The organism is Muriicola sp. SD30, assembly GCF_041205185.1.
GTDB lineage: Bacteria > Bacteroidota > Bacteroidia > Flavobacteriales > Flavobacteriaceae > Muriicola.
The window spans coordinates 208,122-234,222 of the sequence record NZ_JBGEWB010000003.1; the positions used below are offsets into that span (position 1 = coordinate 208,122).

General features: G+C 43.4%; 27 protein-coding genes. 16 read left to right on the forward strand and 11 right to left on the reverse strand.

The window, feature by feature from the left end; genetic code table 11:
* The first annotated feature begins 65 nt into the window (after positions 1 to 65).
* The 7 genes from AB8P51_RS09875 to AB8P51_RS09905 are packed head-to-tail and all read left to right on the forward strand — an operon-like array spanning position 66 to position 5,801.
* Positions 66 to 839 carry a ParA family protein gene (locus tag AB8P51_RS09875; protein ID WP_369749151.1) on the forward strand — a complete coding sequence of 258 codons (774 nt, stop codon included), beginning with the start codon at positions 66 to 68 and terminating at the stop codon, positions 837 to 839.
* Positions 839 to 1,744, forward strand: a complete 906-nt coding sequence (locus AB8P51_RS09880) for a ParB/RepB/Spo0J family partition protein (protein ID WP_369748666.1) — start codon at positions 839 to 841, stop codon at positions 1,742 to 1,744. Before AB8P51_RS09875 ends, AB8P51_RS09880 begins: the two co-directional genes overlap by 1 nt.
* The gene (locus tag AB8P51_RS09885) at positions 1,734 to 2,369 is read left to right on the forward strand and encodes a DUF5683 domain-containing protein (RefSeq protein ID WP_369749152.1); all 636 of its coding nucleotides are present in this window, start codon (positions 1,734 to 1,736) and stop codon (positions 2,367 to 2,369) included. The genes AB8P51_RS09880 and AB8P51_RS09885 overlap by 11 nt, the downstream gene beginning before the upstream one ends.
* A gap of 3 nt (positions 2,370 to 2,372) precedes the next feature.
* A complete protein-coding gene (gene dapB, locus AB8P51_RS09890; RefSeq protein WP_369748667.1) occupies positions 2,373 to 3,080 on the forward strand; it encodes a 4-hydroxy-tetrahydrodipicolinate reductase in 708 nt (235 codons plus the stop codon).
* 45 nt (positions 3,081 to 3,125) lie between these two features.
* Complete coding sequence (gene lepB / locus AB8P51_RS09895; protein WP_369748668.1) at positions 3,126 to 4,826, forward strand: signal peptidase I; 1,701 nt, start codon at positions 3,126 to 3,128, stop codon at positions 4,824 to 4,826.
* 23 nt (positions 4,827 to 4,849) lie between these two features.
* Complete coding sequence (locus AB8P51_RS09900; RefSeq protein ID WP_369748669.1) at positions 4,850 to 5,482, forward strand: WbqC family protein; 633 nt, start codon at positions 4,850 to 4,852, stop codon at positions 5,480 to 5,482.
* Positions 5,475 to 5,801: a DUF6122 family protein gene (locus tag AB8P51_RS09905; RefSeq protein WP_369748670.1), complete on the forward strand. Its 327-nt coding sequence runs from the start codon at positions 5,475 to 5,477 to the stop codon at positions 5,799 to 5,801. The genes AB8P51_RS09900 and AB8P51_RS09905 overlap by 8 nt, the downstream gene beginning before the upstream one ends.
* On the opposite strand, the gene AB8P51_RS09910 is transcribed toward AB8P51_RS09905, so the two are convergent.
* The 7 genes from AB8P51_RS09910 to AB8P51_RS09940 form a co-directional block, all read right to left on the reverse strand.
* Complete coding sequence (locus AB8P51_RS09910) at positions 5,776 to 6,807, reverse strand: endonuclease/exonuclease/phosphatase family protein (RefSeq protein WP_369748671.1); 1,032 nt, start codon at positions 6,805 to 6,807, stop codon at positions 5,776 to 5,778. The two genes, AB8P51_RS09905 and AB8P51_RS09910, sit on opposite strands and share 26 nt — an antisense overlap.
* A gap of 4 nt (positions 6,808 to 6,811) precedes the next feature.
* The gene (locus tag AB8P51_RS09915; protein ID WP_369748672.1) at positions 6,812 to 7,684 is read right to left on the reverse strand and encodes a rhomboid family intramembrane serine protease; all 873 of its coding nucleotides are present in this window, start codon (positions 7,682 to 7,684) and stop codon (positions 6,812 to 6,814) included.
* A gap of 4 nt (positions 7,685 to 7,688) precedes the next feature.
* Positions 7,689 to 8,432 (reverse strand): rhomboid family intramembrane serine protease, encoded by a 744-nt coding sequence (locus AB8P51_RS09920; RefSeq protein WP_369748673.1) that lies wholly within the window; start codon positions 8,430 to 8,432, stop codon positions 7,689 to 7,691.
* The gene (gene mutL / locus AB8P51_RS09925; RefSeq protein ID WP_369748674.1) at positions 8,433 to 10,286 is read right to left on the reverse strand and encodes a DNA mismatch repair endonuclease MutL; all 1,854 of its coding nucleotides are present in this window, start codon (positions 10,284 to 10,286) and stop codon (positions 8,433 to 8,435) included. It lies immediately after the preceding gene.
* A complete protein-coding gene (locus AB8P51_RS09930; protein ID WP_369748675.1) occupies positions 10,286 to 10,576 on the reverse strand; it encodes a riboflavin synthase subunit beta in 291 nt (96 codons plus the stop codon). The genes mutL and AB8P51_RS09930 overlap by 1 nt, the downstream gene beginning before the upstream one ends.
* A gap of 95 nt (positions 10,577 to 10,671) precedes the next feature.
* Positions 10,672 to 11,154: a 6,7-dimethyl-8-ribityllumazine synthase gene (ribH, locus tag AB8P51_RS09935; protein ID WP_369748676.1), complete on the reverse strand. Its 483-nt coding sequence runs from the start codon at positions 11,152 to 11,154 to the stop codon at positions 10,672 to 10,674.
* 2 nt (positions 11,155 to 11,156) lie between these two features.
* Positions 11,157 to 11,921, reverse strand: a complete 765-nt coding sequence (locus AB8P51_RS09940) for a tol-pal system YbgF family protein (RefSeq protein ID WP_369748677.1) — start codon at positions 11,919 to 11,921, stop codon at positions 11,157 to 11,159.
* Positions 11,922 to 12,034: 113 nt separating this feature from the next.
* Between AB8P51_RS09940 and AB8P51_RS09945 the strand changes: the two genes are divergently transcribed.
* The 3 genes from AB8P51_RS09945 to AB8P51_RS09955 are packed head-to-tail and all read left to right on the forward strand — an operon-like array spanning position 12,035 to position 13,828.
* Positions 12,035 to 13,114, forward strand: a complete 1,080-nt coding sequence (locus AB8P51_RS09945; protein ID WP_369748678.1) for a DNA replication/repair protein RecF — start codon at positions 12,035 to 12,037, stop codon at positions 13,112 to 13,114.
* A 1-nt stretch (position 13,115) separates the two neighbouring features.
* Complete coding sequence (locus AB8P51_RS09950) at positions 13,116 to 13,532, forward strand: hypothetical protein (RefSeq protein ID WP_369748679.1); 417 nt, start codon at positions 13,116 to 13,118, stop codon at positions 13,530 to 13,532.
* A gap of 2 nt (positions 13,533 to 13,534) precedes the next feature.
* On the forward strand, positions 13,535 to 13,828 hold the full coding sequence (locus AB8P51_RS09955; RefSeq protein ID WP_369748680.1) for a DUF721 domain-containing protein: 294 nt from the start codon (positions 13,535 to 13,537) through the stop codon (positions 13,826 to 13,828).
* 68 nt (positions 13,829 to 13,896) lie between these two features.
* On the opposite strand, the gene AB8P51_RS09960 is transcribed toward AB8P51_RS09955, so the two are convergent.
* Together AB8P51_RS09960 and AB8P51_RS09965 are read right to left on the reverse strand one after the other, a co-directional pair.
* Positions 13,897 to 14,316 (reverse strand): nucleoside-diphosphate kinase, encoded by a 420-nt coding sequence (locus tag AB8P51_RS09960; RefSeq protein WP_369748681.1) that lies wholly within the window; start codon positions 14,314 to 14,316, stop codon positions 13,897 to 13,899.
* A gap of 50 nt (positions 14,317 to 14,366) precedes the next feature.
* Complete coding sequence (locus tag AB8P51_RS09965; RefSeq protein ID WP_369748682.1) at positions 14,367 to 15,395, reverse strand: alkaline phosphatase D family protein; 1,029 nt, start codon at positions 15,393 to 15,395, stop codon at positions 14,367 to 14,369.
* Positions 15,396 to 15,524: 129 nt separating this feature from the next.
* Here AB8P51_RS09965 and AB8P51_RS09970 point away from each other — a divergent pair, with 129 nt between their 5' ends.
* The 3 genes from AB8P51_RS09970 to AB8P51_RS09980 are packed head-to-tail and all read left to right on the forward strand — an operon-like array spanning position 15,525 to position 18,212.
* Complete coding sequence (locus tag AB8P51_RS09970) at positions 15,525 to 16,541, forward strand: bifunctional oligoribonuclease/PAP phosphatase NrnA (protein WP_369748683.1); 1,017 nt, start codon at positions 15,525 to 15,527, stop codon at positions 16,539 to 16,541.
* Complete coding sequence (gene gldI, locus AB8P51_RS09975) at positions 16,538 to 17,089, forward strand: gliding motility-associated peptidyl-prolyl isomerase GldI (protein WP_369748684.1); 552 nt, start codon at positions 16,538 to 16,540, stop codon at positions 17,087 to 17,089. Before AB8P51_RS09970 ends, gldI begins: the two co-directional genes overlap by 4 nt.
* A 13-nt stretch (positions 17,090 to 17,102) precedes the next feature.
* Positions 17,103 to 18,212: a peptidylprolyl isomerase gene (locus AB8P51_RS09980; protein WP_369748685.1), complete on the forward strand. Its 1,110-nt coding sequence runs from the start codon at positions 17,103 to 17,105 to the stop codon at positions 18,210 to 18,212.
* A 27-nt stretch (positions 18,213 to 18,239) separates the two neighbouring features.
* Here the strand turns inward: AB8P51_RS09980 and AB8P51_RS09985 are convergent, their stop codons facing one another.
* Positions 18,240 to 19,691, reverse strand: coding sequence for an aminoacyl-histidine dipeptidase (locus AB8P51_RS09985; protein WP_369748686.1), 1,452 nt, complete (start codon positions 19,689 to 19,691; stop codon positions 18,240 to 18,242).
* A gap of 78 nt (positions 19,692 to 19,769) precedes the next feature.
* Here AB8P51_RS09985 and AB8P51_RS09990 point away from each other — a divergent pair, with 78 nt between their 5' ends.
* From AB8P51_RS09990 to AB8P51_RS10000, 3 genes are all read left to right on the forward strand, one after another.
* Positions 19,770 to 20,837, forward strand: coding sequence for a DUF3810 domain-containing protein (locus AB8P51_RS09990; RefSeq protein ID WP_369748687.1), 1,068 nt, complete (start codon positions 19,770 to 19,772; stop codon positions 20,835 to 20,837).
* 124 nt (positions 20,838 to 20,961) lie between these two features.
* A complete protein-coding gene (locus AB8P51_RS09995) occupies positions 20,962 to 23,916 on the forward strand; it encodes an amidohydrolase family protein (protein ID WP_369748688.1) in 2,955 nt (984 codons plus the stop codon).
* 10 nt (positions 23,917 to 23,926) lie between these two features.
* On the forward strand, positions 23,927 to 25,222 hold the full coding sequence (locus AB8P51_RS10000) for an amidohydrolase family protein (protein WP_369748689.1): 1,296 nt from the start codon (positions 23,927 to 23,929) through the stop codon (positions 25,220 to 25,222).
* A 27-nt stretch (positions 25,223 to 25,249) separates the two neighbouring features.
* On the opposite strand, the gene AB8P51_RS10005 is transcribed toward AB8P51_RS10000, so the two are convergent.
* Positions 25,250 to 26,062, reverse strand: a complete 813-nt coding sequence (locus AB8P51_RS10005) for a hypothetical protein (protein WP_369748690.1) — start codon at positions 26,060 to 26,062, stop codon at positions 25,250 to 25,252.
* Positions 26,063 to 26,101: the final 39 nt, after the last annotated feature.

Sequence of the window (26,101 nt, forward strand, 5' to 3'; positions counted from 1 at the left end):
GTTAACAAAATACATTTTCTGGCTAACCAAATAATCGTATTTTTAACCCCTAACTTACTATGATGATGGGCAAAATTATTGCGATTGCAAACCAAAAGGGTGGGGTTGGGAAAACCACTACCACCGTTAACCTGGCTGCCTCTCTGGGTGTTTTGGAGAAAAAGGTACTTCTTATCGACGCAGATCCGCAGGCGAATGCAACCTCCGGATTGGGAATAGACGTAGATTCAGTGGAACTTGGTACTTATCAGGTGCTGGAGCATACCCGGGCCGCAAAAGATACCATAGTAAAGACTTCTTCCCCCAATGTAGACCTGATCCCTTCGCATATCGACCTGGTAGCGATCGAAATAGAGCTGGTAGACAAAGATGACAGGGAATACATGATGAAAAAGGCCATAAGGGATTTAAAAGAAGAGTACGACTATATTCTAATCGACTGTGCTCCTTCCCTGGGATTACTCACGCTTAATGCCCTTACAGCGGCTGATTCGGTGATCATCCCGATTCAATGTGAATATTTTGCCCTCGAAGGCCTCGGAAAACTGCTGAATACCATAAAAAGTGTACAGCGTATCCACAATCCTGACCTCGATATCGAAGGAATGCTGCTGACCATGTATGATGCACGGCTGCGGCTGTCTAACCAGGTAGTGGAAGAAGTTAAAAAACACTTCTCCGAAATGGTATTCGACACTATTATCCAGAGAAATGTAAGGCTTGGGGAAGCGCCAAGTTACGGGGAAAGCATTATCAAATACGACGCAAGTAGCAAAGGAGCCGCCAATTACCTCAATATGGCAAACGAGCTACTCAAAAAGAATAAGGAGACTGTGTGATGGCAAAAGCGACAAAAAAACAAGCCCTTGGCCGTGGTTTATCTGCGCTCTTAAAAGATCCTGAAAACGACATCAATTCGGTTACAGATAAAAACGCGGATAAGGTAGTAGGCAATATTGTTGAGCTGGAACTCGATGCAATAGAAGTCAATCCCTTCCAGCCAAGGTCTAACTTTAATGATGAGGCCCTTCAGGAACTCGCATCCTCGATCAGGGAACTTGGGGTGATCCAGCCAATTACCGTACGGAAACTGGATTTTAATAAGTACCAACTGGTATCGGGAGAAAGGCGATATCGGGCATCAAAACTCGTCGGACTGGAGACTATCCCGTCCTATATCCGGATTGCGAATGACCAGGAATCCCTGGAAATGGCGCTCGTTGAAAATATCCAGCGGGAAGACCTCGACCCCATTGAGATTGCACTCTCCTATCAGCGATTGATCGAAGAGATTGAACTCACTCAGGAAAAACTCAGTGATCGGGTAGGGAAAAAACGATCAACCATTACGAATTATTTACGTTTACTGCGTTTAGACCCAATTATCCAGACCGGAATGAGAGATGGATTTATCTCCATGGGCCATGGCCGGGCTTTGGTGAATATTGACAAAAGAACCGATCAGCTCGACATTTACGAACAGATCATTGAAAATGGATTGTCTGTGCGTCAGACGGAAGAACTGGTGAGGCAATATCACAACAAGGGTGCATCTCCTAAAAAATCCGCTGGTTCAAAATCGGATAAATCCCTCTTTATCCTAAATAGTGAAATTGCGTTGTCGCACTACCTAGAAACAGATGTCTCCCTGAATACCCAGGATAATCAGAAGGGTAAAATGACACTTTCATTTAATTCTAAAGAAGACTTAAACAGAATCATTAAACTCATTACTGGTGAGTAGTCGGTCTTTTTTTTTTCTTATCCTCTTCTGCATTTTTTCTGCGATCAGTGCCCAGGAGAAAAAAACGGATACCGATTCCCTGCGAACTGATTTAAAGGAAAAAGGCATCGTTGTTGACGGGAAGATAGAAAAGAAGGATGTAAATCCTCTTGCTCCCAGCCGAGCAGCCTTTTATTCGGCTATTTTACCCGGACTGGGACAGATCTACAACCGTCGCTACTGGAAAGTACCAATTGTTTATGGGGCCCTGGGAACCGGTGTTTACGCCTATCTCTACAATGATGATTTGTACGACCGGTTCAGATCGGCCTTTAAACGAAGGCGGGCAGGATTTACAGATGATGAATTTTATGATGTAAATAACAGTGGGATCGTACCCGGAAGTCCGGACCTTTCCGATGAAGCACTGCAGGATGCACAGGAACGATATCAGAGGGACAGGGATCTCGCCTTGCTTATTACGATCGGACTCTATGCCTTTAATATCATTGATGCCAATGTAGATGCACATTTGCAGCAATTTAATGTCGATGATGATCTCAGCCTGGATATCAAGCCCTATCTGGAATACCATCCTATTACCTCAGACCCTAATTACGGACTAGCCTTAACCATAAAATTTTAGCTTGTGAATATTGCATTGCTGGGTTACGGAAAAATGGGTAAAATGATTGAGCAGATCAGCATGAAACGGGGGCATAAGATTGTGGCCCGGGTTGATCTGGAGACTGCAACTATAAACTACGGCGACATCGACGTAGCCATAGATTTTAGCGTCCCTGAATCTGCAGTTGATAATATCAGAGGATGCCTGGCAAATGGAGTTCCTGTCATCTCTGGAACAACGGGCTGGCTTAACCGATATAAGGAAGTAGAAGAATATTGTAGGGAAAAAAAAGGCGCATTTCTCTATTCCTCCAATTTCAGTCTTGGAGTCAATATTTTCTTTGAACTGAATACGTTCCTGGCTGGTTTAATTGCCAATTCAGAAAATTATAAGGTCTCCATCGATGAAACGCATCATATCCACAAGCTGGACGCTCCGAGTGGCACTGCGATTACATTGGCTGAAGGGATTATAGAAGCCACAGATTACAAGAAGTGGGAACTCGATGGCAAAGGGGAGGATACCGTCGTAGTTCATTCGCATCGCGAGGGAGAAGTTCCCGGCACGCATATCGTAACCTATTCTGGCGCCGTGGATGAGATTAGCATTAAGCACAAGGCCTATAATCGTGAGGGGTTTGCCCTGGGAGCAGTGGTGGCTGCAGAATGGATTCAGGGAAAACAGGGTGTATTTAGTATGAAAGACGTGTTAAACCTTGGGACAAAATAATAACAAAATGATACCTTGCCTCCGCAAAGGCTTAAAGTTGCAGATATGAACGTTACACAATGGCTCCTATTTATACTTCTTATACAACTCATTCACTTCCTGGGCACCTGGAAGCTTTATAAAAAAGCAGGCAGAAAGCCCTGGGAGGCAGCTATTCCCGTTTACAATGCAGTGATATTAATGAAAATTATCAGAAGGCCAGGCTGGTGGGTGATCCTCCTTTTTATCCCCATTATCAACCTGCTGATGTTTCCGGTAATCTGGGTAGAGACAATCCGCAGCTTCGGTCGCAACAGCCTTATTGATACATGGTTGGTCATCCTCACCCTCGGATTCTATATCTACTATGTCAATTACAGCCTGGATGTTGAGTATATCAAAGACCGAAGTTTACATCCAAAAAGTGGTGTTGGGGAATGGGTGAGTTCAATCGTATTTGCTATTGTGGCAGCTACTCTTGTCCATACCTACTTTATACAGCCCTATGTGATTCCAACCGGTTCACTGGAACGTACACTCAGAATAGGAGATCTTTTGTTTGTGAGTAAGTTTCACTACGGCGCCAGGACGCCGATGACCACCATCGCGGCTCCCATGGTTCACGATACCCTTCCTGTACTCGGCATCAGATCCTATCTCAAAAAACCACAGCTTCCCTATTTCAGGTTACCTGGCTTTACCAAGGTTGATCGTAATGATATTGTGGTATTCAGTTGGCCCGCCGATACCGTCAGGGCCTTTTTCAAAAAGGAAAAAGGGGTAGTAAAACCCATCGACAAAAAATCTAACTATGTAAAACGATGTGTTGGCCTTCCGGGGGATTCCCTCGAAGTGAGAGACGGATATGTCTTTATCAACGGGGAACAACTTGTCTTGTCTGACCGGGCAAAGCCCCAATACGATTATATGCTCTATGCTCAAAAGGGCGTTTCATCGAGGTTGCTGATAGAATTCGGGGTTTCTGAATTTAACCGGACGTATGTAGCTCAATCCCTGAATCCTCAGCAAATCATGGCCCTGCAGTCTTCAGGTTACGCCGTTTACAGCCAGAATAACCCTCCGATAATCCTGACCGATAGCAAGGGGATTTCTGTCGACCTTATACGTTCACTGGGGCTGTCATTGCGCGAGATTACTGACCGGGAACGGCAGGCTACCCTCACGGAAGAAATGGCAACAAAGCTGCGTAATAATTCACAGATCGATTCAGTTGTAAAGATCATAGAACCCAAAGGCGTTTCTGATTCCAACATTTTTCCTCAAAATGAATCGTATCCCTGGAACAACGATAATTTTGGCCCCATTTACATCCCGGCTAAAGGCAGTACAATACCTCTTAGCGTAGAAGTACTCCCTCTATATAAAAAAATCATAAGAGACTACGAAAACAACACAGTGAGTGTTTCCGGGAATCAGGTACTCATCAATGGGGAAGTGACAGCTGAATATACCTTTAAACAGGATTATTACTGGATGATGGGTGACAACCGGGATCATTCTGAAGATAGCAGGTCATGGGGATATGTCCCAGAAAACCACATAGTGGGAACCCCCATTTTTATCTGGTTGAGTTTCGATAATTTCAATGAAGGAATTGCGAACTGGAAGCCGAGATGGGATCGCATTTTCACTACCGTACACGGAAGTGGGGAACCTGTTTCTTATTTTCGGTATTTTCTTATGGCCCTGGCTGCATGGTTTATCTTTGATTTTGTTAGAAAAAGAAGAAATAAAGCCAAGAAATAAATCAATATCGCCCTTTTACTGTCATGCGCTGTTTATTGCACCCTTCATATTTCCCCAATATAGCCGCGATGGCGCTGTTGGCTCAGCAGGAGTGTGAATGGGAAATAATGGATTATTATCAGAAACAGACCTATAGGAATCGAACCTATATCTGCACAGATCAGGGGAAACAAATGCTGAGTATCCCCATCCTGCATGTGGGCGGAAAACAGGGAAAACAGTATTACAGGGATGTCAGGACCGACAATAAATATCCCTGGCAAAGACAACATTGGCGCTCCCTTCAAACCGCCTACAGATCCTCCCCCTTTTTTGAATATTACGAAGATGATCTGGCTCCTTTGTTTCTGGAATATCCTGTTTACCTGTTAGATCACAACTTTCGCTGCTTAGAGGTTATCACCTCCCTGCTGAACCTGAATTTACCCGATAAAAAGACTGAACAATACCACCCTTCTCCCAAAGGTGTAAGGGATATGCGCTTCCTGGTCAATGCAAAGAAAGCGGTTTCATTTGATCCGTCGCCTTATACCCAGGTATTTACTGAGCGTCATGGTTTTATTCCTAACCTCAGCATCCTCGATCTTCTTTTTAACGAAGGACCCAATACCCTGAATTACCTTCAGGAGACCACTTTAGACTCTTTGTATGCTTAGATTCTTTCTTCATTACGGCATACATTTCCTTTTGCCCCTGGCCGTTGGATTCCTGTTTTTTAGAAGCAATCAGAAGCGGGCGATCCTTATTATGCTGGCCGCTATACTTATCGATGTGGATCATTTATTTGCAGATCCGATTTTTAACCCGGACCGGTGTAGCATCAATTTCCATTTTTTACACCAGTACTGGACCATGGCAGTATATGTGCTATTTCTCTTCATTAAACCGTTAAGGATTTGGGGAATCGGACTTTTACTGCATATGCTTGCCGATTGGACAGATTGTGTACTTATGGGTTTTGAAAGCGGAATGTAGCTTTAATTGGATAATGGTCAGAAAGGACCACATCGTAGTTTTTATGTTCAATGACTTCAAAATTATTTTCAAGTAAAATATAATCGATTCTAAAGGGCAGAATTTTAAATGACAAGGTAGTTCCATAACCGTTGCCTTTCTCGAGGAATGAATCCTTCATATTCTTACTAAGACTGCTATAGACTTTAGAATACTGACTATTGTTGAAATCTCCACAAATCACCACGGGATAAGACGATTCTTTCCTGTGTTTGATTATTTGATTTGCTTGAATTTTTTGCTTTTCTACAGTCTCCCCAAGTCTTTTTATAAGGCGAATTGGATTTTCCCTTTTAATTGAGCTAGGCCTGAATCTCAAAGACTGAAGGTGAATATTATATAACCTTAAGGTATCAATCCCTACTTTCAAGTCAACATAAATGGCATTATTAGGAGTGTCAAGAAAATCCAATGATCCTTTTGCCACTATCGGAACTTTTGAAAAAATTGCTAAGGGGGCGTAGTCTGTAGTACCGTTCTTAGGATAAATATAATAATGGGGGTAATTACTCAACTGTTTTAATGTACTTCTAGATGATTTAAATTCCTGAAAACAAAGGATATCAGGATCTTCTGAAGTCACAAAATTTAATATTTCGGATTGTATATTTGAAGATTTTATCCTGTAATTTCCGACAAAGTTCAAAGCATTAAAACTCAATACAGAAATATCATTTATAGATTTATCTTCATCAGTAGAAGAAAAAACGATAAACGGACCGAGTACGAATATCCATATTATCAAGGATACTAAGGGCCAAATTAGTAGTTTACTTCTAATGATTGAAGCATATAGGCCCGTAATAAAATTAAATGCAACCAGGTAAGGAATCAGCAGTAATAACAGTTCAAACAATATTATTTCAGCCTGATTTGAAATATTATATATACATAAAACAATTAAAAGCAGGGAAAGAAATACTGTAATCGGCCTAACGAAATAAAGTGTAAATTTAGAAAAACGCATAGAGTTATTCTTCCTTCCCTGCCTTAAACAGGAAGTCTTTTTCAGCCTTGGTAAGGCTTTCGTAACCCGACTTGCTGATCTTATCCAATATTGAGTCAATTTTTCGCTGCCGGCTCTCCTTGTCGTAGTCTATCTTCGACTTCCCCGACGTATTTTTTTTGCGGTAAACTGTTTTCATAGGAGCCTTTTTCTCACCCGGTTTAAACATAGCTCCCAGGCTATCAAGTAGTTTTGAAAAACCTTCTCCAATATCCCTTCCTTTGGTTAGTTGCCTGGCATATATATATCCCAGAAGGGCGCCCCCTAAATGGGCTAAATGTCCCCCGGGGTTGCTAGCCGGAATCTGAATTAAATCCAACAGGACAAAAAAGGCACCTATATACCAGAGTTTTAGGTTAAAGAATATCACTCGTACTTCCTGGTTAGGGATATAGGAGCAAATAAAGATCAATACGGCCGTAACCCCTGCGGAGGCACCGATTAAGGCCGATTTGGACCCCATAAATACGGGAAATACATTATAACTCAGAACAAAAAGGAGTCCGCCCAGTATAACACCCAGGAAATAGACATTTATAAGTTTGCGGGCCGAAAAGAGATTCAGAAATATTCTGGCAGAAAAATAGAGAAGCAACATATTCCAGAATAAATGAAAGAAATCTGCGTGGAAAAAAGAATAGGTAACAATAGACCAGGGCTGCGTAATGTAGGCCATAAGATCTACAGGTAACTCGAACCACTGCGAAATGGCATTTCCCCTAAATCCCAGTAAAAAAGGTAATAGGGCATTCAGAATAAATACGATCACATTCACCGTGATCAGTTTCTCTGCGATGCTTAATCGAGCAAATTGATATCGAAGTCCACCATTATTCATAGACCTAGTTCCATCTGTTTTTATTGAACTGGTTTTTCTTCCAGTACCACATCATTATAAATCCAAAAAGAGCACCTCCAACGTGTGCGAAATGCGCAATTCCCTGTCCAAAGATAGAATATCCCGTGACACCTGAAAACAGGTCGAGCCCGATCAATACTGGGATAAAATATTTTGCTTTAATGGGAACCGGAAGAAAAATAAGAAATAGTTCACTATTGGGAAATGACATTCCAAAAGCGACCAATATACCGTAAATGGCACCGGAGGCTCCCACTGCAGGAGTACTGTATGCCATTAAAAAATTATCTATAGTACTTCTTGGTGCGAGTTCATACCAGCCCGTATTAAACTTCCCCTGAGAAATGATATCCATGATCTCCGGCCTGGTCAGTCCCGAGGAGACCAAAACATCTATTCCCTCGGTAAAATAGTAGTAATTTACTGCCGTGTGGATCAGGGCAGCGCCTACCCCTGCGGAAAAATAAAAGAACAGGAATTTATTCTTCCCCCACATCTGTTCCAAAGGGGAACCGAAAGCCCAGAGAGCATACATATTGAAGAGTATATGCATAAATCCTCCATGCATAAACATATGGGATACTACCTGCCATAATGCAAAATTTTCGTTTTCAGGAAACCAGAGAGAAAACCATTGATACATTTGCTCCCCGTATAAAGCCGTGGCTATAAAAAAGATGATATTAATGATAAGGAGGTGTTTGATAGCCCCGGTAAGTCTTCCCATCTAATTAAATTTTTTATCGATTTCGTTCTCGGTTAAAGTGATAAAGATCGGTTTATTAAACGGACTGAGCATGCTTTCCTTACAGGCAAAAAGATCATTGACCAGTGCCAGCTGCGAAAGTGGATCCAATACATCTCCCGAATTAACAGAAACACTTCTGCATAGCGCTTTTGCCAGCATATCCGACTGGGATAAACTATTTGATGTGTTCTCCTGACGATATTCTGCGATCAGGTTATCCAGAACAGAACCCAACTGTTTTTCAGGAACCAGGGGAGGTAAGCCCTTGATATTAATATCTTCTTCACTTGCTAATTCTATAACAAATCCGAGGGTTTGTAAATGATTGTGCAATTCTTGAATTACATTCATTTCAGCTGGGGTAAATTGCAGGGAAACTGGGAATAACAATTGCTGACTCAGGCTTTCCTTCAGTGTCATGTTCCGGAGGAACTTTTCATACAACACCCTTTGATGAGCCCGCTGCTGATCAATAATAAGCATCCCCGATCTGATCGTAGTAACTATGTATTTTCGTCTGAGCTGAAAGGTGGTACCTTCATTTACCTGCTTTTCTTCCGCAGGTGGGAATATTTTTCCTGAAACCGCTTCAGATTCAAAATGAACACTACTAAAGGCTTCTTCCCTGCTCGATTTGGACTCGAGATCCACAAACATATTTTCCCATCCTTCCGTAGAGCGTTTGCCGTACCCTCCCCCCGAACCACCGGAGATCCGAGATTCATGCTGGAAGGGGTTAAAGCCGGGATTCACTGCGATTCCGGGAATATGGGCTTCTTTATTCTGATAGGCATAGGGTGTTTCCAGGTTCTGATCTTTCTCAAAATCGAGCATAGGTGCCAGATGGAACTGCCCGAGACTGTGCTTTACCGCCGACTTTAAAATGGCGTAGAGGGTATGTTCATCATCGAACTTTATTTCGGTCTTAGTGGGGTGTATGTTTATATCAATCGACGTGGGATCTACATCCAGGTAGAGGAAATATCCCGGATATGACTCAGGTTTTATCAACCCTTCAAATGCCGCTTGTACAGCGTGGTGAAGATACGGGCTTTTGATAAAGCGATCATTGACGAAGAAGAATTGCTCTCCCCTGCTTTTTTTGGAAAATTCGGGTTTACAAATAAATCCATTGATCTTAACCACCTCGGTTTCTTCCTGAACAGGTACCAATTTTTCATCTGTCTTATGCCCGAAAATATTGATGATCCTCTTACGCTGGGAGGTCTTATTGAGATGAAACAATTCACTATCGTTGTGATAGAAGTAGAAACTGATACCCGGGTGAGCCAGGGCTACACGATGAAATTCGTCGGTAATATGCCTGAATTCTACCTTATTTGATTTCAGGAAATTACGTCTTGCGGGGATATTGTAAAAAAGGTTCTTTACTGCAATTGAAGTCCCTTTTGGGGTCACTGATACTTCCTGGGCAACCACCCTGCTGCCTTCAATTCTCAGATGGGTACCTAACTCTTCCTCTTCCGGTCGTGTCTGCATATCAACATGAGCAATTGCAGCAATTGAGGCCAGTGCCTCACCCCGGAATCCTTTGGTATGCAGCTGAAAAAGATCTTCCGCACTTCGGATCTTAGAGGTGGCATGCCGCTCAAAACTGAGACGCGCATCCGTAGGACTCATTCCCATTCCGTTATCAACCACCTGAATAAGGGTTTTACCCCCGTCTTTTACTATAAGTTTAATTTCTTCAGCCCCGGCGTCCACCGCATTTTCCATCAACTCTTTGACAACGGAAGCAGGGCGCTGGACAACTTCTCCCGCCGCAATCTGATTAGCCACATGGTCTGGCAATAGTTGAATGAAATTCCCCATTATTTTGAATAGAATATGGAAAGGTCGAAATCGATAATGTACAAAAAGATGAGGATAAGGACAGCAAGAATCAATAGGAAACGGATATTGTAGTTCCTGTCGGCCCCTCGCCGGAGGTCAGACATCGCGCTGCTGAATTTTGATTTGAGTCCTCTGGGCGGTTCAGCGGTTGTCCTGTACCGATCTAATTTATGCTGTATTTTAAAGGGGTTACCCTCCCCCTTATCATCGTAATATCGCGGTGAATAATTGTATTTCTTGTTCCTTCGCAGTTTTGTAAATCGTCCCATATCGCTCCTCCGTCAAAGGTACTTAAATATCGAAAAAGTGCAGAAGCACAGTTCCCAAAATTTGTTAACATCATAATTGAGCTGATTGGGCCGGACTATTTCCCGAGAACTGCCATTTTAATCGCAGCAATAGCCGCTTCGGCACCTTTATTTCCGTGTTTCCCCCCACTTCTGTCTTTAGCCTGTTGAAGGGTGTCATCGGTAAGTACACAAAAAATAACTGGTGTTTGGGTGATGACGTTCAGGTCTTTAATTCCCTCTGCAGTAGCACTGCAGACAAAATCGAAGTGTGCCGTTTCCCCCCTGATTACACTGCCAATGGCAATGATGGCGTCGGGCTTAACTTCTTCAATCATCTTTTTACAACCAAAGGTAAGTTCAAAGCTTCCGGGCACATTCCACCTGATAAGCTGATCTTCTTTAAGGCCGCAATCAAGCAATGTTGAATGTGCTCCCTGGTAAAGACCTTCCGTAATTTCATCATTCCACTCTGATACCACAACCCCGATCTTTAGGTGGGAGGCGTTGGGGATACTCTTTTTGTCGTAGTGAGATAGATTACGGTTAGCAGTGGCCATCTTTACTGAGTTTGGGCCATCCCAATAAAGACATCTATGGTCTGAGCTTCATTGGAATCCGGGAATTCGTCCTTGATGCGCTGAAAATAACCTAATGCCTTGTCCTTCCGGTTAAGTTCAAGAGCAGCCACTCCCGCCTTGTACAAAAACCTTGGGGTAGTAAGGGTATTGGTATCCTCTGCAAAGGCTTTTTCGTAGTATGCCAGGGCATCTTCGGTCTGGCCCAATTGCAGGAATGCATCCCCAATTCCACCCAGGGTAAGGGAGGCCGTGATCTCTTCATCAGGAGATACCTTTTCAAGGTATTCTATAGCCTTGTCGTATTGCTGTAGTTCTTTGTAAGCCATTCCCGCTGCGTAGGTAGCAACATTTGCCGAAGGAGTACCAGAGTACTCTTCTATGATATCGAGATAGCCGTATTTGCCTTCCGCTCCATTGAGAGCAAGCAGGAAAAGAGAATCTTTCTCTGCTGTATTCTGCATGGCTTCATTAAAGTACCTGTTGGGATATAGCATCTCGTTGGCCGCGCTTGCATTCTTAGGCAGCTGAACAAATTGATTGTACCCCAGATAGGCCAATACAGCAACCGCAATCACTCCTATCACACCCAGGATGTAATTCTGGTTGCGTGCTACCCATTGCTCCGATTTGGAAGCGCTTTCATCAAGAGCACTGAATACTTCAGCAGTGGTACTTCCTTGTTCGGTCAGGGCTTTTTCCTCTTCTTTGTTCTTAGGCTTGTACCCCCTCTTCTTATATGTCGCCATAGTTCCTTTGATTGATCGCGCAAAAATAAAGTTTTTATCGAAAACCGAAGGGTATTTATTTGTTATTTTTGGATAATATTCGGCCCAAAAATCTATTTTCAACTCTACCTTTAATGTTTCTTCAGAAGATTTCCCTGCTTAATTACAAAAACTTCAGCGATATCCAATTCGAGTTTGATTCTAAGATCAATTGCTTTGTTGGAAATAACGGCAGAGGAAAAACCAACATGCTCGATGCCATTTATCATTTGTCTTTTGGAAAGAGTTATTTCAATCCAATCGCCACCCAGAATATCAAACACGGGGAAGACTTTTTTGTGATTGAAGGCAGTTTTTCTCTCAATGGAAGGGAGGAAAAAATCGTCTGTTCCCTGAAACGCAATGTTAAAAAGGTGATCCGGAGGAATGGCAAGGCCTATGACCGGCTGTCTGAACATATAGGCCTCCTGCCCCTGGTTATTATTTCCCCTGCAGACCGCGACCTCATCATCGAAGGGAGTGAAACGCGCAGAAAATTCATGGATGGGGTCATTTCACAATCAGACCCTGAATATCTGCATGCCCTGCTGAATTACCAGAAGGCGGTTTCGCAGCGAAATGCACTATTAAAATATTTTGCCGCCAACCATACCTATGACCCGAAAACTATTGAAGTATACAACGAGCAATTACACTCTTACGGGCAGCAGATCTATGATAAAAGAGTAGCTTTTACCGAAGAAATCCATCCTATTTTCAAGGAACAGTACCGCCTTATTTCAGGAGATACTGAAGAGGTTAATCTCATTTACAATTCCCGCTTACACGAGGCCAGTCTTGCAGATTTGCTTTTGGCGAATATAGACCGCGACAGGGCGTTGCAATACACCAGTGTTGGGGTGCACAAAGACGATCTCGATTTTGAAATAGGTACGTTTCCCATCAAAAAATTCGGGAGTCAGGGGCAACAGAAATCATTTCTTATCGCTTTGAAATTTGCCCAGTTTAAACTACTTAAAAAGCTGGTAGGCACTACTCCCATCCTGCTGTTGGATGATATTTTTGACAAACTTGACGAAAGTAGAGTGGCGCACATTATATCCCTGGTGGAAGATGATAACTTTGGTCAGATATTTATAAGTGATACCCATGCAGAACGCACGGAAAGAATTATTAAAGAGATACATCAGACCTATAAAATATTCCCATTATAAAATGAAGCAGCTAACTGTAATTTTATTGATGATCCTATGTTTTTCATGTGGACAAAAGGTAGAAAAAGAAGATCTGGAATTTCTAAACGGGTACTGGGAAATTTCTGTAGTTGAATTCCCCTCAGGGGACAAAAAGCGTTACGAGATCAATACTACGGTCGATTACATTGAAGTTTCCGGTATGGAAGGATACAGGAAGAAGGTTCAACCTCTTCCCGATGGCAGTTTTATCACTTCGGACGATGCAGAAAATTTTTCGCTCTCATCTAGAGACGATGCGTTTATCATGTTGTATAACAATGAGATGAGCGAATGGGAGGAGGAAATTGAACAACTGACCGAAACATTGCTTGTTTTAAAAAATAATGAACAGATTCGTTATATTTATAAGCGCTATCATCCTGTTATCCTCGACTAACTATGGTACGAAAGAAAAACAATGTTTCCATCGGTGAAGCCCTGCAGGAATTTATTTCTTCCAATAAATTGCAGAAGGGTTTAGACAAGGTTTTGGTAAAAGAAGCCTGGGCTTCCCTGATGGGTAATGGCGTAAACAATTATACTACAGGCCTTGACCTTAGAAATGACACCTTATTTGTCTCCCTATCCTCCTCCGTCCTAAGAGAAGAACTCAGTCTGGGAAAATCAAAGATCATCAAACTCCTGAACGAAGAGGTAGGCAGGGAAGTCGTAAAAAAGATTGTACTTCGGTAGATTTCTCACCAAATACAAAAAGGACTCCCTGTAATGGAAGTCCTTTTTAAATAATTCTTTTATTCCTTTTAGTAGATTTCCCTACCGGAAAAATGGAAAGCGCCTTCTATGGCTGCATTTTCATCACTGTCCGACCCGTGAACTGCATTTTCTCCGATGTCTTTTGCAAATAATTTTCGGATGGTTCCTTCGGCAGCTTCCGCAGGGTTGGTTGCACCTATCAGGGCCCTGAAATCTTCTACAGCATTATCCTTTTCCAGAATTGCCGAAACAATAGGGCCCCTGGTCATAAAGGTAACCAACTCATCAAAGAAAGGACGCTCTTTGTGGATAGCGTAAAATTCACGAGCATCGCGCTTGCTGAGCTGCGTATATTTCATAGCGATGATCTTAAATCCCGCAGAAGTGATCTTTTCCAGAATAGCACCAATATGGCCATTCTCTACCGCATCGGGTTTGATCATTGTAAATGTTCTGTTTCCTGTCATTCGATAAAAATTTTCGGCAAAAGTACACTATCTGATCGCAACCTACAACATTAATACTCTTGTGATAGTTGATTCAGGACCTTTCCTTCATCCCCAATCATTTCCATTTCAACCCTTCTTGAATTAAAATGGATCTGTAGCAGGCCAAAGCTCTTTTTGGCTACCACCTCCCCTATCCTGCTGGGATTTGGTTCTCCTGAGAAACTGGAATAAACATGGGTAAGACCGCTGCTGGTAAAATCAATTAAGGGGTAGTTTAAACCCTCAACCGCAGTACCCGAAAATTCTGATATATGGCGGTCTCCGGAAAGAACGATAACACCACTGGCGCCCGATTCCGAAATGGTCTTTTTAAGCTTGTCGACCTCGTGGGGAAAATTTCCCCATGTCTCAAATCCGTGTTGATCAGAAAGAAACTGTATACTGCTTACAATAATATTGAAATCAGCCGTGGAGGAGTTCAGTTCCTTTTCCAGCCAGGTCCATTGCTCGTCACCCAATACGGTACCTTCTCCATAAATCCCCGGCTCATACCTTTTGCCTTTTACCCTGGAAGGGGTAAGTGCCGATCTGAAAAACCGGGTATCCAGGACCAGGATCTTAACATCCCCCTCCGGAGTTTGGTAATCATGGCTGGCATATACCCCTTCTCTCCGACGTCTGGGATCGGTTTTGGCTACATCCATAAAATCGAGGAATACCTGCTGACTTTCCCCTTTGGCTTCAAATTCAATTCCTCCATCATTCAGGCCGTAATCGTGGTCGTCCCAGGTACCAATGACCTCAATTTCTCTGAGGACCTGGGCATAACCGGGCACACTTTTTTGCTCTTCGTACATTTCGGCTATCTTTCGTGGATCATCAGTATCCGCATAGATGATATCCCCTCCCCAGATCCAAACATCCGGTTGTGCAGCCAGTACATCATCCCATAGTCTGTTATTTACATCATGTTTGTTACAGGAACCAAATGCTATGGTGAAGTCTCCCTTAGAAACTTCCTGCTTCTCAGAAAACTGGGTAGTTTTACAATTAATAAATACAACTAAGAGCAGGTAAAGGAGGTATTTTTTTTGCATCGACATTAAATTTATCACTAAAGTAATTTTTTTTGGAGTTTAATTAATTCAACGATTTAAAAGTTAGTGATAATTTAACCTGATTCAATTTAGTGACGGGTATTTCATATAAATCGTATCTTTGCAGGCATGAATTCAGCAGATGTCCTGGCTTTAAAAGCCTTGCTTAGCACTCCCCAGAAAATTGCTATTATCCCTCATAAAAATCCTGACGGCGATGCTATTGGTGCTGCCTTAGGACTCCATCATTATCTAATAAAAAATGGGCATACTTCTGTAGTGATCAGTCCAAATGATTATCCGGAATTCCTGAAGTGGATGCCGGGTACCGGGAATGTGATGATCTTTGAAAAACAGAACGCACAGGCAAAAGAATTCATCGCATCATCCACCCTCATCTTTACAGTAGATTTCAATGATTTAGGCAGGATCGGACAAATGAAGGAAGTCCTTGAGGAAACAGACACCACCTTTGTGATGGTAGATCACCATCAGAGTCCGGCTAATTACGCCTCAGTCATGTATTCAGACACAAGCATGAGTTCTACCTGTGAGATGATCTTCCATATGATCAAAGCGCTTGGAGGGGTAAATGACATCAACTCAGAAATAGCAGATTGCCTTTATGCAGGCATTCTCACCGACACAGGATCTTTTAAATACGCAGCAACCACAAGCGAAACGCATAGGGTTGTGGCTGCCTTAATAGACAAGGGAGCACGGAGTTCAGAGATCCACAGGGAAATATTCGACACCAACACTCCCAGCAGGTTACACCTTCTGGGTTGTGCCCTTAATAACCTGGTTATCCTTCCCGAGTATTCAACAGCGTACATCACGCTTAGTCAGGAGGAGTTAGACAAACACAATTTTAAAAAAGGGGATACGGAAGGATTTGTAAACTACGGGCTTACCCTTGCAGGGATACGTATGGCGGTCATTTTTATTGAGAACAGAGATGAAGGAATTGTAAAGATCTCTTTTCGGTCTGAAGGTGATTTCTCCGTTAATGAATTTGCTCGTTCCTATTTTGAAGGTGGTGGGCATACCAATGCAGCAGGAGGGAAAAGTACCCGATCCATGGAGGAAACAGTAACCTATTTCCGATCTCTTTTAGAGCAACATAAAAGTGAATTAAACGCATGAAAAAACGAATTCTCTTACTTGCTATTCTCGCGGTCTATGCTTGTCAGGAACCAGTAGCACGTAAACCCGTGAAAGTGAATTCAGGGTCCTTTTTTAAAGAATCTGCCGAAAGGAATAAACGTCTTTTGGCGGCAGAAGAACAAATGATCCGACAGATCATTGATCACGACAGTCTTAAAGAGTACAAAGCCACTGCGGATGGGAGTTGGTATACCTACGAACTTAGCAATGAAGTGAGTAGTTATACACCTCAAACTAATGACATGGTCCGATTTACCTATACCCTTCTGACCTTCGATAATGACACTATTTATACGGAAGAGGAGTTAGGTCTTCAATCGTATAAAGTTGATAAACAGGGATTGTTTCCCGGCTTGAGAAACAGTATCAAACTTTTAAAAGAAGGAGAAAAGGCCACCTTTCTATTCCCCTCATCTCTCGGTTACGGGTATCTGGGAGACAAAAACAAAATTGGTGTGAATGTACCCCTGAAAGCAGTAATTACAATAATTGATATAGAACCAGAAGAAAAAAGTAGTACACCCTAAATTTAATTATTAGATGAAAAAGACCTATTTCTATTACGCAACCCTGTTAATACTCCTTATCGGATGTAAATCGAGTCAGTACACCCATTTGGGCGACGGTATTTTTGCCGACATCAAAACCACAAAAGGTGACATTATTCTCAAACTTGAACACAAAAAAACACCAGTGACGGTAGCCAATTTTGTTTCCCTTGCGGAAGGCACAAATCCATTTGTAAGTGAACAATACAAAGAAAAGAAATACTATGACGGACTGATCTTCCACAGGGTAATGTCTGATTTTATGATCCAGGGGGGTGACCCTACGGCCAGCGGCTCGGGATATCCCGGGTATCGCTTCAAGGATGAGATCGTCGATACCCTTCGCCATGATAGGGCAGGTATTTTATCCATGGCCAATGGCGGACCTAAAACAAACGGTAGCCAATTCTTTATTACTTTAAAACCAACTCCATGGCTTGATGGAAAACACACCGTTTTCGGGGAAGTGGTAGAAGGAATGTCGGTGGTTGACTCCATTGGAAACGTTGAAACAGGCCAGGGCGACCGTCCGGGGGTAGACGTAGTAATGAACTCGGTTGAGATCATCAGAAACGGCAAAGAGGCCAGGAATTTTGATGCCGTTAAAATTATGAGTGATTATTTTGCGGAGGAAGAGGAGGCCATTGCGGCCATGAAAAAGATGGTTAGCGATTTTGCCCAGGAAATTGCAACTCAAAAAGAAAGTGCAGAAGCACTACCGTCCGGACTAAAATTGATTGTTCTAAAAGAAGGAACGGGTGAGAAACCTAAGATCGGACAAAAAGTGATGGTGAATTATGCAGGTTATCTGGAGGACGGCTCTATGTTCGACAGTAACTATGAGGAAGTAGCAAGAAAATACGAGAGGTATGATGAGGAACGCAAACTCGGAGGAGGTTACGAACCCTTTCCGATGGATTACAGTCCGGATGCCCGACTGATACCCGGTTTTAAAGAAGGGTTACTTTCTATGAAAGTTGGGGACAAAATAAGGGTATTTATTCCACCTCACCTGGGATATGGCCAGCAAGGAAGCGGACCTATCCCACCCAATTCCAATCTGGTCTTCGACCTGGAAATAACAGCTATGTTCGGAGAATAAAATCAGCCCCGATCAATGCGGGGTTTTTTACGCTTCGGGAATTTCAGATAAAATAGTCTTTAGAAATTTCCAGAATTTTTGAACGGATGAGATCTGGACTCTTTCATCAGGAGAATGCGCCCCTTTGATGTTAGGGCCAAAACTGATCATGTCCATCTCAGGATAATGGCTGCCGAGGATTCCACACTCCAGTCCGGCATGACAGGCGACTACCTCCGGGGATGCCTGGAATAAATTTTCATATTCCTTTACGAGAACCTTCAGGATTTCAGAATCAGGGTTGGGGGTCCAACCTGGATAATCACCGCTGAGGCTTACCTCGTAACCCGCGAGTTCGAGAACTGAACTTAGTTGGGATGCAAGGTTCATTTTTCCCGACTCTACCGAAGATCGTGTGAGGCAGCTGATTTTGATTTTTCCACTCTGTACTTCAACCCGTGCCAGATTGTTTGAAGTTTCCACCAGGTCATCAATAGTTGTACTCATAGCAAAGACCCCATTATGCAGCCCCTGAACGGCCCTCAATAATCTCCCCTGATCTTCCCTATCCATGCATTTGCCTGAAAGGTTTTGTTTAGATAGGGCAATTTTGAGCTTGGGTTCGGTCACCCGAAGTTCGTTGCCGATGTTGACAATCATTTCTTCAATCCCGGTAAGCACTTTTTCCTCCCCTTCTAAAATAGCAAATCGTGCAACACTTTCCCTTGGAATCGCATTTCTCAGTCCGCCTCCGTCAATTTCGCATAGGTGTATTGAGCCTTCCCCTGTAGCTGCCAGGAGAAGCCTGTTCATAATTTTATTGGCATTACCCAGTCCGCGGTGTATATCCATCCCGCTATGGCCTCCCTGAAGACCATTGACAAGGAGTTGATATCCCTGAGCCCCTTTAGGCAGATCCACTTCTGCATATTTACCGGTGGCCGTTACATCTATCCCCCCGGCACATCCTATATCGATCTCATCATCCTCTTCGGTGTCGAGGTTGAGCAATATTGACCCCTTTAACAAGTCGCCCTGCAGACCTTTTGCTCCGGTCATTCCTGTTTCTTCGTCTATGGTAAAAAGCGCTTCCAGGGGAGGATGGGGAACCTGGTCACCGGCCAAAATCGCCATGATCGCGGCTACGCCCATGCCATTATCAGCCCCCAGGGTAGTGCCTTTGGCTTTTACCCAATCGCCATTCACATACATTTCTATACCTTGTTCGTCAAAGTTAAAATCTGTGTCGTTATTCTTCTGATGAACCATATCGAGATGGGATTGGAGTACTACCGTTTTTCTGTTTTCCATCCCCGGGGTAGCCGGTTTTTTGATAATTACATTTCCCACGCTGTCCTTAATGGTTTCAAGGCCAAGTGCCTTTCCGAAATCCATCATAAAGACAATTACCCGTTCTTCTTTTTTTGAGGGACGGGGGACGGCGTTGAGCTTTGCAAAATATTTCCAGACCGATTTAGGTTCTAAGTTTTGAATATCCATATCTAATTCTACTATTTCAGGATCAAAAATACTGAGCCCCTTCGAAACCTACTCATAAAATTGGGTAAATTTACCGACATGAATTACAGGCTGAAAAATGCTATTGTCCTCGCTTTACCTATTCAAATTCTATTGATCGGATGGATCAGTAATTATCCCTCTATCATTGAAGAGTACTACAGCAAAGGGATGTACCCCTTTATTGCATCATCCATGAGGTGGCTCTATGGATGGATTCCCTTTTCCCTGGGCGATGTCATTTATACCCTTTTAGGGCTTCTTACAATCCGATACATCTACACCAAATGGTTGTATATCAGGACAAAACCCTTCGTCTTTCTGCGCAACCTTCTGGTAGTTCTCTCCATCGCCTATTTTACCTTCCATTTACTCTGGGGATTGAATTACTACCGTGAGCCTCTGGCGAAAACACTCGAGCTGCAAAATTCCTATTCTCAGGCGGAGTTGCTCGAATTCACTTCCCGTCTTGCTGAAGAAACAAACAAACTACATTCAAATCTGACCGGAAATGATAGCCTGCAACTTAGCATTCCCTATACGCATAAAGAGATTTTTGATAAAGTCGCGGGGCTTAGCAACCCCGTTAGCCTCGAATTTCCGGAATTAAAATACTCCAATCCCAGTATTAAAGCTTCTCTCTATAGTCTTGCCCTTACCTATATGGGGTATGGGGGGTATCTCAATCCTTTTACCCTTGAATCCCAGGTAAATAGAAAAATACCTATTTCCAGGTTTCCTGTTGTGAGTTGTCATGAGATGGCCCATCAATTGGGTTATGCGGCTGAAAATGAAGCGAATTTTATCGGCTACCTGAGAGCTTTTAATCATCCGGATCCACTTATTAAATACACAGCACTCACATATGCCCTCGGCTACTGTCTTGCCGAGATCAGATACCAGGACGAGGAGAAGTTTCAGGAAATTTACGGGAAGGTTAATCCGGGTATCAAACTGGATTACCAGGAACTGAGTAAGTTCTGGACATCTTATGAAAACCCGCTCGAGCCTGTCTTTAAAGAAGTCTACAATCGTTTTCTAAAGGCAAATAATCAGGTCGAAGGAATACAAAGCTACAACCAGGTCGTAGCCCTGTTCGTGGCCTACCACCAGCAATCTCCCCTTTAGTCATGCAATCAATTACATACCCTTAAAATTTATACATCATTTCAAATGTTAAAAAAGCGCGAATGAGGTTGTGTTCTGCCCAGTTCGTTTATTTTTAGGCTGCTAACTTTAAAATTCAGCCTTTATGAAATTAAAATACCTGATTGTGGCCTTCGCATTCTTGTGTGCGATACCCCTCTCTTCACAGGATTACTTCCCCAAAAATGACGGGGTTAAAGCAGAAAACAATAATTACACGGCCCTAACAAATGCCCGGATCTATGTGACTCCCACCCAAATTATTGAGAATGGGGTACTCCTCATCAAAGACGGGAAAGTAGTATCTGCCGGCACATCCGTAAGCATCCCACCCAATAGCGTACAGGTTGATCTTAAAGGAAAGAGTATATACCCTTCCTTTATTGATGTGTATTCCAAATTTGGGGTGGAGCAACCGAAAAGACCTTCAGGGGGTGGTCGATCACCACAGTATGATCCAACCCGCGAAGGATTCTACTGGAATGACCACATCATGCCGGAAGCGGACGCAATCAATTCGTATAAATACGATGACAAAAGCGCCAAATCGCTACGCGAGGCAGGATTCGGTGTAGTAAACTCCCATATTCAGGATGGAATTGCCAGAGGAACAGGTGTTTTAGTGGCACTAAAATCTGAAGCTAATGAGGCTGAGAGAATTGTTGATGACAATTCGGCACAGTACTTCTCTTTCGACAAAAGTGTCATAAAGCGTCAGTCGTACCCTACCTCTCTCATGGGTGCAATGGCTCTACTACGTCAGATGTACAACGATGCTTCCTGGTACTCAAAAGGGATGGTAGATACAAAAGACAGGTCGCTCGAAGCCCTGCTGGAGAACAGAAGCATGGTGCAGGTATTTGAGGCTGGCAATGCCGGAAACATTCTTAGAGCAGATAAAATAGGAGATGCCTTTGGTATTCAATATGCGATCCTAGGTGGAGGAAATGAATTTGAACTTATTGACGAAATCAAATCGGCCAACGCTAAATTAATTATTCCGGTAAATTTTCCTGACGCATATGATGTGTCGGATCCGTTTCAGGCAGATTATGTCTCACTGAAAGATATGAGATTCTGGAACCAGGCTCCATCCAATCCGAAGATCCTGGCTGATAATGGTGTATCCTTTAGTTTTACCCTTCACGAGCTGAAAAGTCCTTCAGCCCTGAAAGAAAAAATCGGAAAGGCAATCGAATACGGTTTATCTGAAGCCAAGGCTCTTGAAGCCCTTACCCTGGCACCGGCCACACTTTTAGGTAAAACTGATCTTATTGGAACACTGCAACCGGGGCGATATGCCAATTTCCTGATCACCTCGGGAGATGTTTTCGACAAAGAAACCACCCTCTATGAGAACTGGGTCCAGGGACAGAAAAACATTATTAATGCCATGGATCAGAAAGATATCCGTGGAAAATATGATCTGAGGCTGGGAGCAACCACTTATGATCTGGATATCACAGGGGAAGTTTCAAAGCCTAAAGCAGAAGTAAAACAGGACACCATAAAGTTAACTTCCAAACTGAGCTATGATGGAGATTGGGTTACGATGTCGGTTACCACATCCGATAGGAATACCTATCGTATGACGGCGAGAATAAGTCCGGATAGTGATAACCTCAGCGGCAAACTTCTGATGCCAGACGGGGGCGACTCGCGGTTTACGGCAGTCAGGAAGGAAGGACCCTCAGACTCCGCAGAAAAAAAAGACGGGGATTCAAAACCTCCGACAATCATGCCGGTGAAATTTCCTAATGTGGGTTATGGTTATACTGAAAAGAAGACAGCTCAGGATATGTTGTTCAGGAATGCAACGGTATGGACTGGAGAAGCGGCTGGAGTACTTGAAAATACAGATGTCCTGGTAAGGAACGGGAAGATATCCCGTATTGGAAAGAACCTGAATGCAGGAAATGCCAGGGTAATTGATGCCAGCGGGAAACACCTCACAGCAGGGATAATTGACGAACACAGTCATATTGCAGGTCTTGCGATCAATGAGGCAGGGCAAAATTCTTCCGCTGAAGTAAAAATGACAGATGTAGTAGATCCTACTGATATGGACCTCTACCGCAATCTTGCCGGAGGGGTAACCACAGTACAATTGCTGCATGGCTCCGCCAACCCTATTGGAGGACGATCGGCTATCCTCAGACTAAAATGGGGAGAATCGGCAGATAAACTCATATTTGAGAACTCTCCTAAGTTTATCAAGTTTGCCCTGGGTGAAAATGTGAAGCAAAGTAACTGGAATAGTTTTAATCGCTTTCCACAGACCCGGATGGGTGTAGAACAGGTCTTTGTCAATTATTTCCAGCGTGCTAAAGAATATGACGCTTTGAAGAAAAGTGGAAAACCTTACCGCTATGATGAAGAAATGGAAGTCCTGGTTGAGATCCTCAATGGGGAACGTTTTATCAGTTGCCATTCCTATGTTCAAAGTGAGATTAATATGCTGATGAAAGTAGCCGAGAAGTTTAACTTCAGGGTAAACACTTTTACCCATATTCTGGAAGGCTACAAAGTAGCCGATAAAATGGCCGAACACGGCGTAGGCGGTTCTACTTTCAGTGACTGGTGGGCATACAAATACGAAGTAAATGATGCCATTCCCTACAACGCCGCCATCATGGCGAGTCAGGGCGTTACCGTCGCGATCAACAGTGACGATGCGGAAATGTCGAGACGATTGAACCAGGAAGCCGCAAAGACGGTTAAATACGGTGGGATGTCTGAAGAAGAAGCCTGGAAAACAGTAACTATCAATCCTGCAAAACTTTTACATATCGACGATAGGGTGGGTAGTATCAAAGAAGGAAAGGAAGCTGATCTGGTACTTTGGAATGCACATCCACTTTCGGTTTATGCCAAGGCAGAAAAAACAATCATCCAGGGAACAACCTACTTCGATCTTGAAGTAGACAAAGCCCTGAGGGAAGCTGTAAAAAAAGAACGCAGCGAACTGGTAAAGATGATGCTCGATGAAAAAGAAGGAGGAGGTAAAATGCAAAGACCTGCCCAACGTAAAAAAGAAAGATTTAATTGTGAAAGCTTATAAAATCAGGAACATGAAAAAATCAGCATATATCGTCATAGCCCTGTTGACAGGGTTTTATCAAAGCGGACTGGCGCAGCAAACTCCTGCCCCGGCCCAGTCAGAAACCATATCGATCACAGGGGCAACAGCTCATATCGGGGATGGTACTGTAGTAGAGAATTGTACCGTTGTTTTTGAACAGGGAAAGATCACTGCCCTAGGAGCGAATATTGCCCCTCAGGGAAAAGTAATCGATGCGAGTGGAAAACATCTCTATCCTGGATTTATAGCTCCGGGAAAGTCCCTGGGTCTAATCGAGGTGAATGCAGTCAGGGCCAGTAATGACCAGGATGAAATTGGTGGGATTATCCCACATATACGCAGCCTGATTGCCTATAATGCAGAGTCGAAAGTAGTAGAGAGCATGAGGCCCAACGGTGTACTTCTGGGTCAGGCAACTCCTAAGGGCGGACGAATTTCCGGAACCTCTTCCATAGTGCAATTCGATGCCTGGAACTGGGAAGATGCTGCTGTGAAAGTCGATGATGGTATCCATTTAAACTGGCCGAATACCTTCAGGCGTGGTCGTTGGTGGATGGGAGAACCAAGGGGCTATCAACCCAATAAACAATATAAAGAACAGGTAGAAGAAGTGCTTACCTTTTTAAAAAATGCCCGGGTATACGGGAAAGGGAAGGCGGAAAGCGTCAATCCTGCCTTTGAGGCTTCCCAGGGTTTATTCGATGGCAGCAAACGACTATACGTCTACGCCCAGGATGAAAAACAGATCGTAGATGCGGTAACAGCCCTGAAAGAAACCGGAATTACTCATCTGGTTCTGGTAGGAGGATATCACGCTCACAGGATCACCGATTTTCTGAAGACGAACAATGTTCCTGTCCTGGTAAATTTTACTCATAGTCTGCCCGAATTTGACGATGATGATTACGACCTTACATACAAATTACCCAAGATGCTGGTAGACGCCGGATTACTTGTTGGTTTACAGAATGCTGATGCTTCCAATTTCCAGACTAGGAATCTGCCTTTCTATGCCGGTCAGGTTGTTGGCCAGGGATTAGATAAGGAAGTTGCCCTGCAGCTGATCAGTGGGAATACTGCTAAAATCCTGGGGATCGATGATAACTACGGCACCCTGGCCGTTGGAAAGAGCGCTACTTTATTTATTTCTGAAGGGGATGCCCTGGATATGAGGGGAAATCAACTTACCCATGCTTTTATTGATGGTCGGGAACTCTCATTGGAGACTCATCAGACCGAATTATGGCAACGGTATATGGGAAAATACAGCGGTCAATTAAACTAAAAAGGGGCGAAATCGCCCCTTTATTTTTTACTCCTCGCTCGTATTCACTGGCTTCCTGATCTCTGCATTTTCAGGTTTGGCGAATACCTCCTCAGCAACAGCCTTCTCGCTGATTTCAACATTTTGGAAAGGGACGGTATTTCTGGGCTCTCCTATTTTACCCTCCTCTACCTTATGCCAGGTCATTGACTTTGGCAGGAGGATTCCTGATACCTCCATCCAGTCATCGTATCTAATCCAGTGAATATCATCAGATGGCATTCCTGTTCTGTAGGTCACCGTATATCCCAGCCAGGCCATTTGGTGGGTTTCCGGCTCGAAGTGAAGATAGTACTCGTCTTCAGGGCTGGTACCGATCCCTGCCTCGTATCGGACTCCTATGCCGGGGTATGATATCCCGTCGTAGACAATGGGGTCTGTATCGAAATATTGAATTCCGTCATCGGCCAGGACAAAAGGCATCGCATAGAAATAGAACATCAGGTTGTGGTAGAATACAGGATCTCCCTTGTATTTTCCTTCGGGATCGGAGAGCCATACATCTGTTCCGTCGAACCCCATTGAGAAATCCTCTGTTTCAACAACATCCTTTCTGGAATAGAGGTCTATGGTGTGTTTCTCAAGACCCGATTTTTTAGGCATCTCATAGGATAAGTGTTTCTGTTTTCTCCATAGGGCCAGACCACCGTGAGCTTCAAAGACCTTACTCATTGCCGGTGGGTATTTTTCTTTTTCTGCGGTGACCGGCACAGCTTCAGCTTCAGTTTCCGATTTTTTTTGAGGTGAGTCTTTACAACTAATCATGATCAGGACTAAAAGGAAAAAGGGTATATTTCGCATAATTCAGGATTAATTTACTCCTCCTCTGTCGGCTTGTCA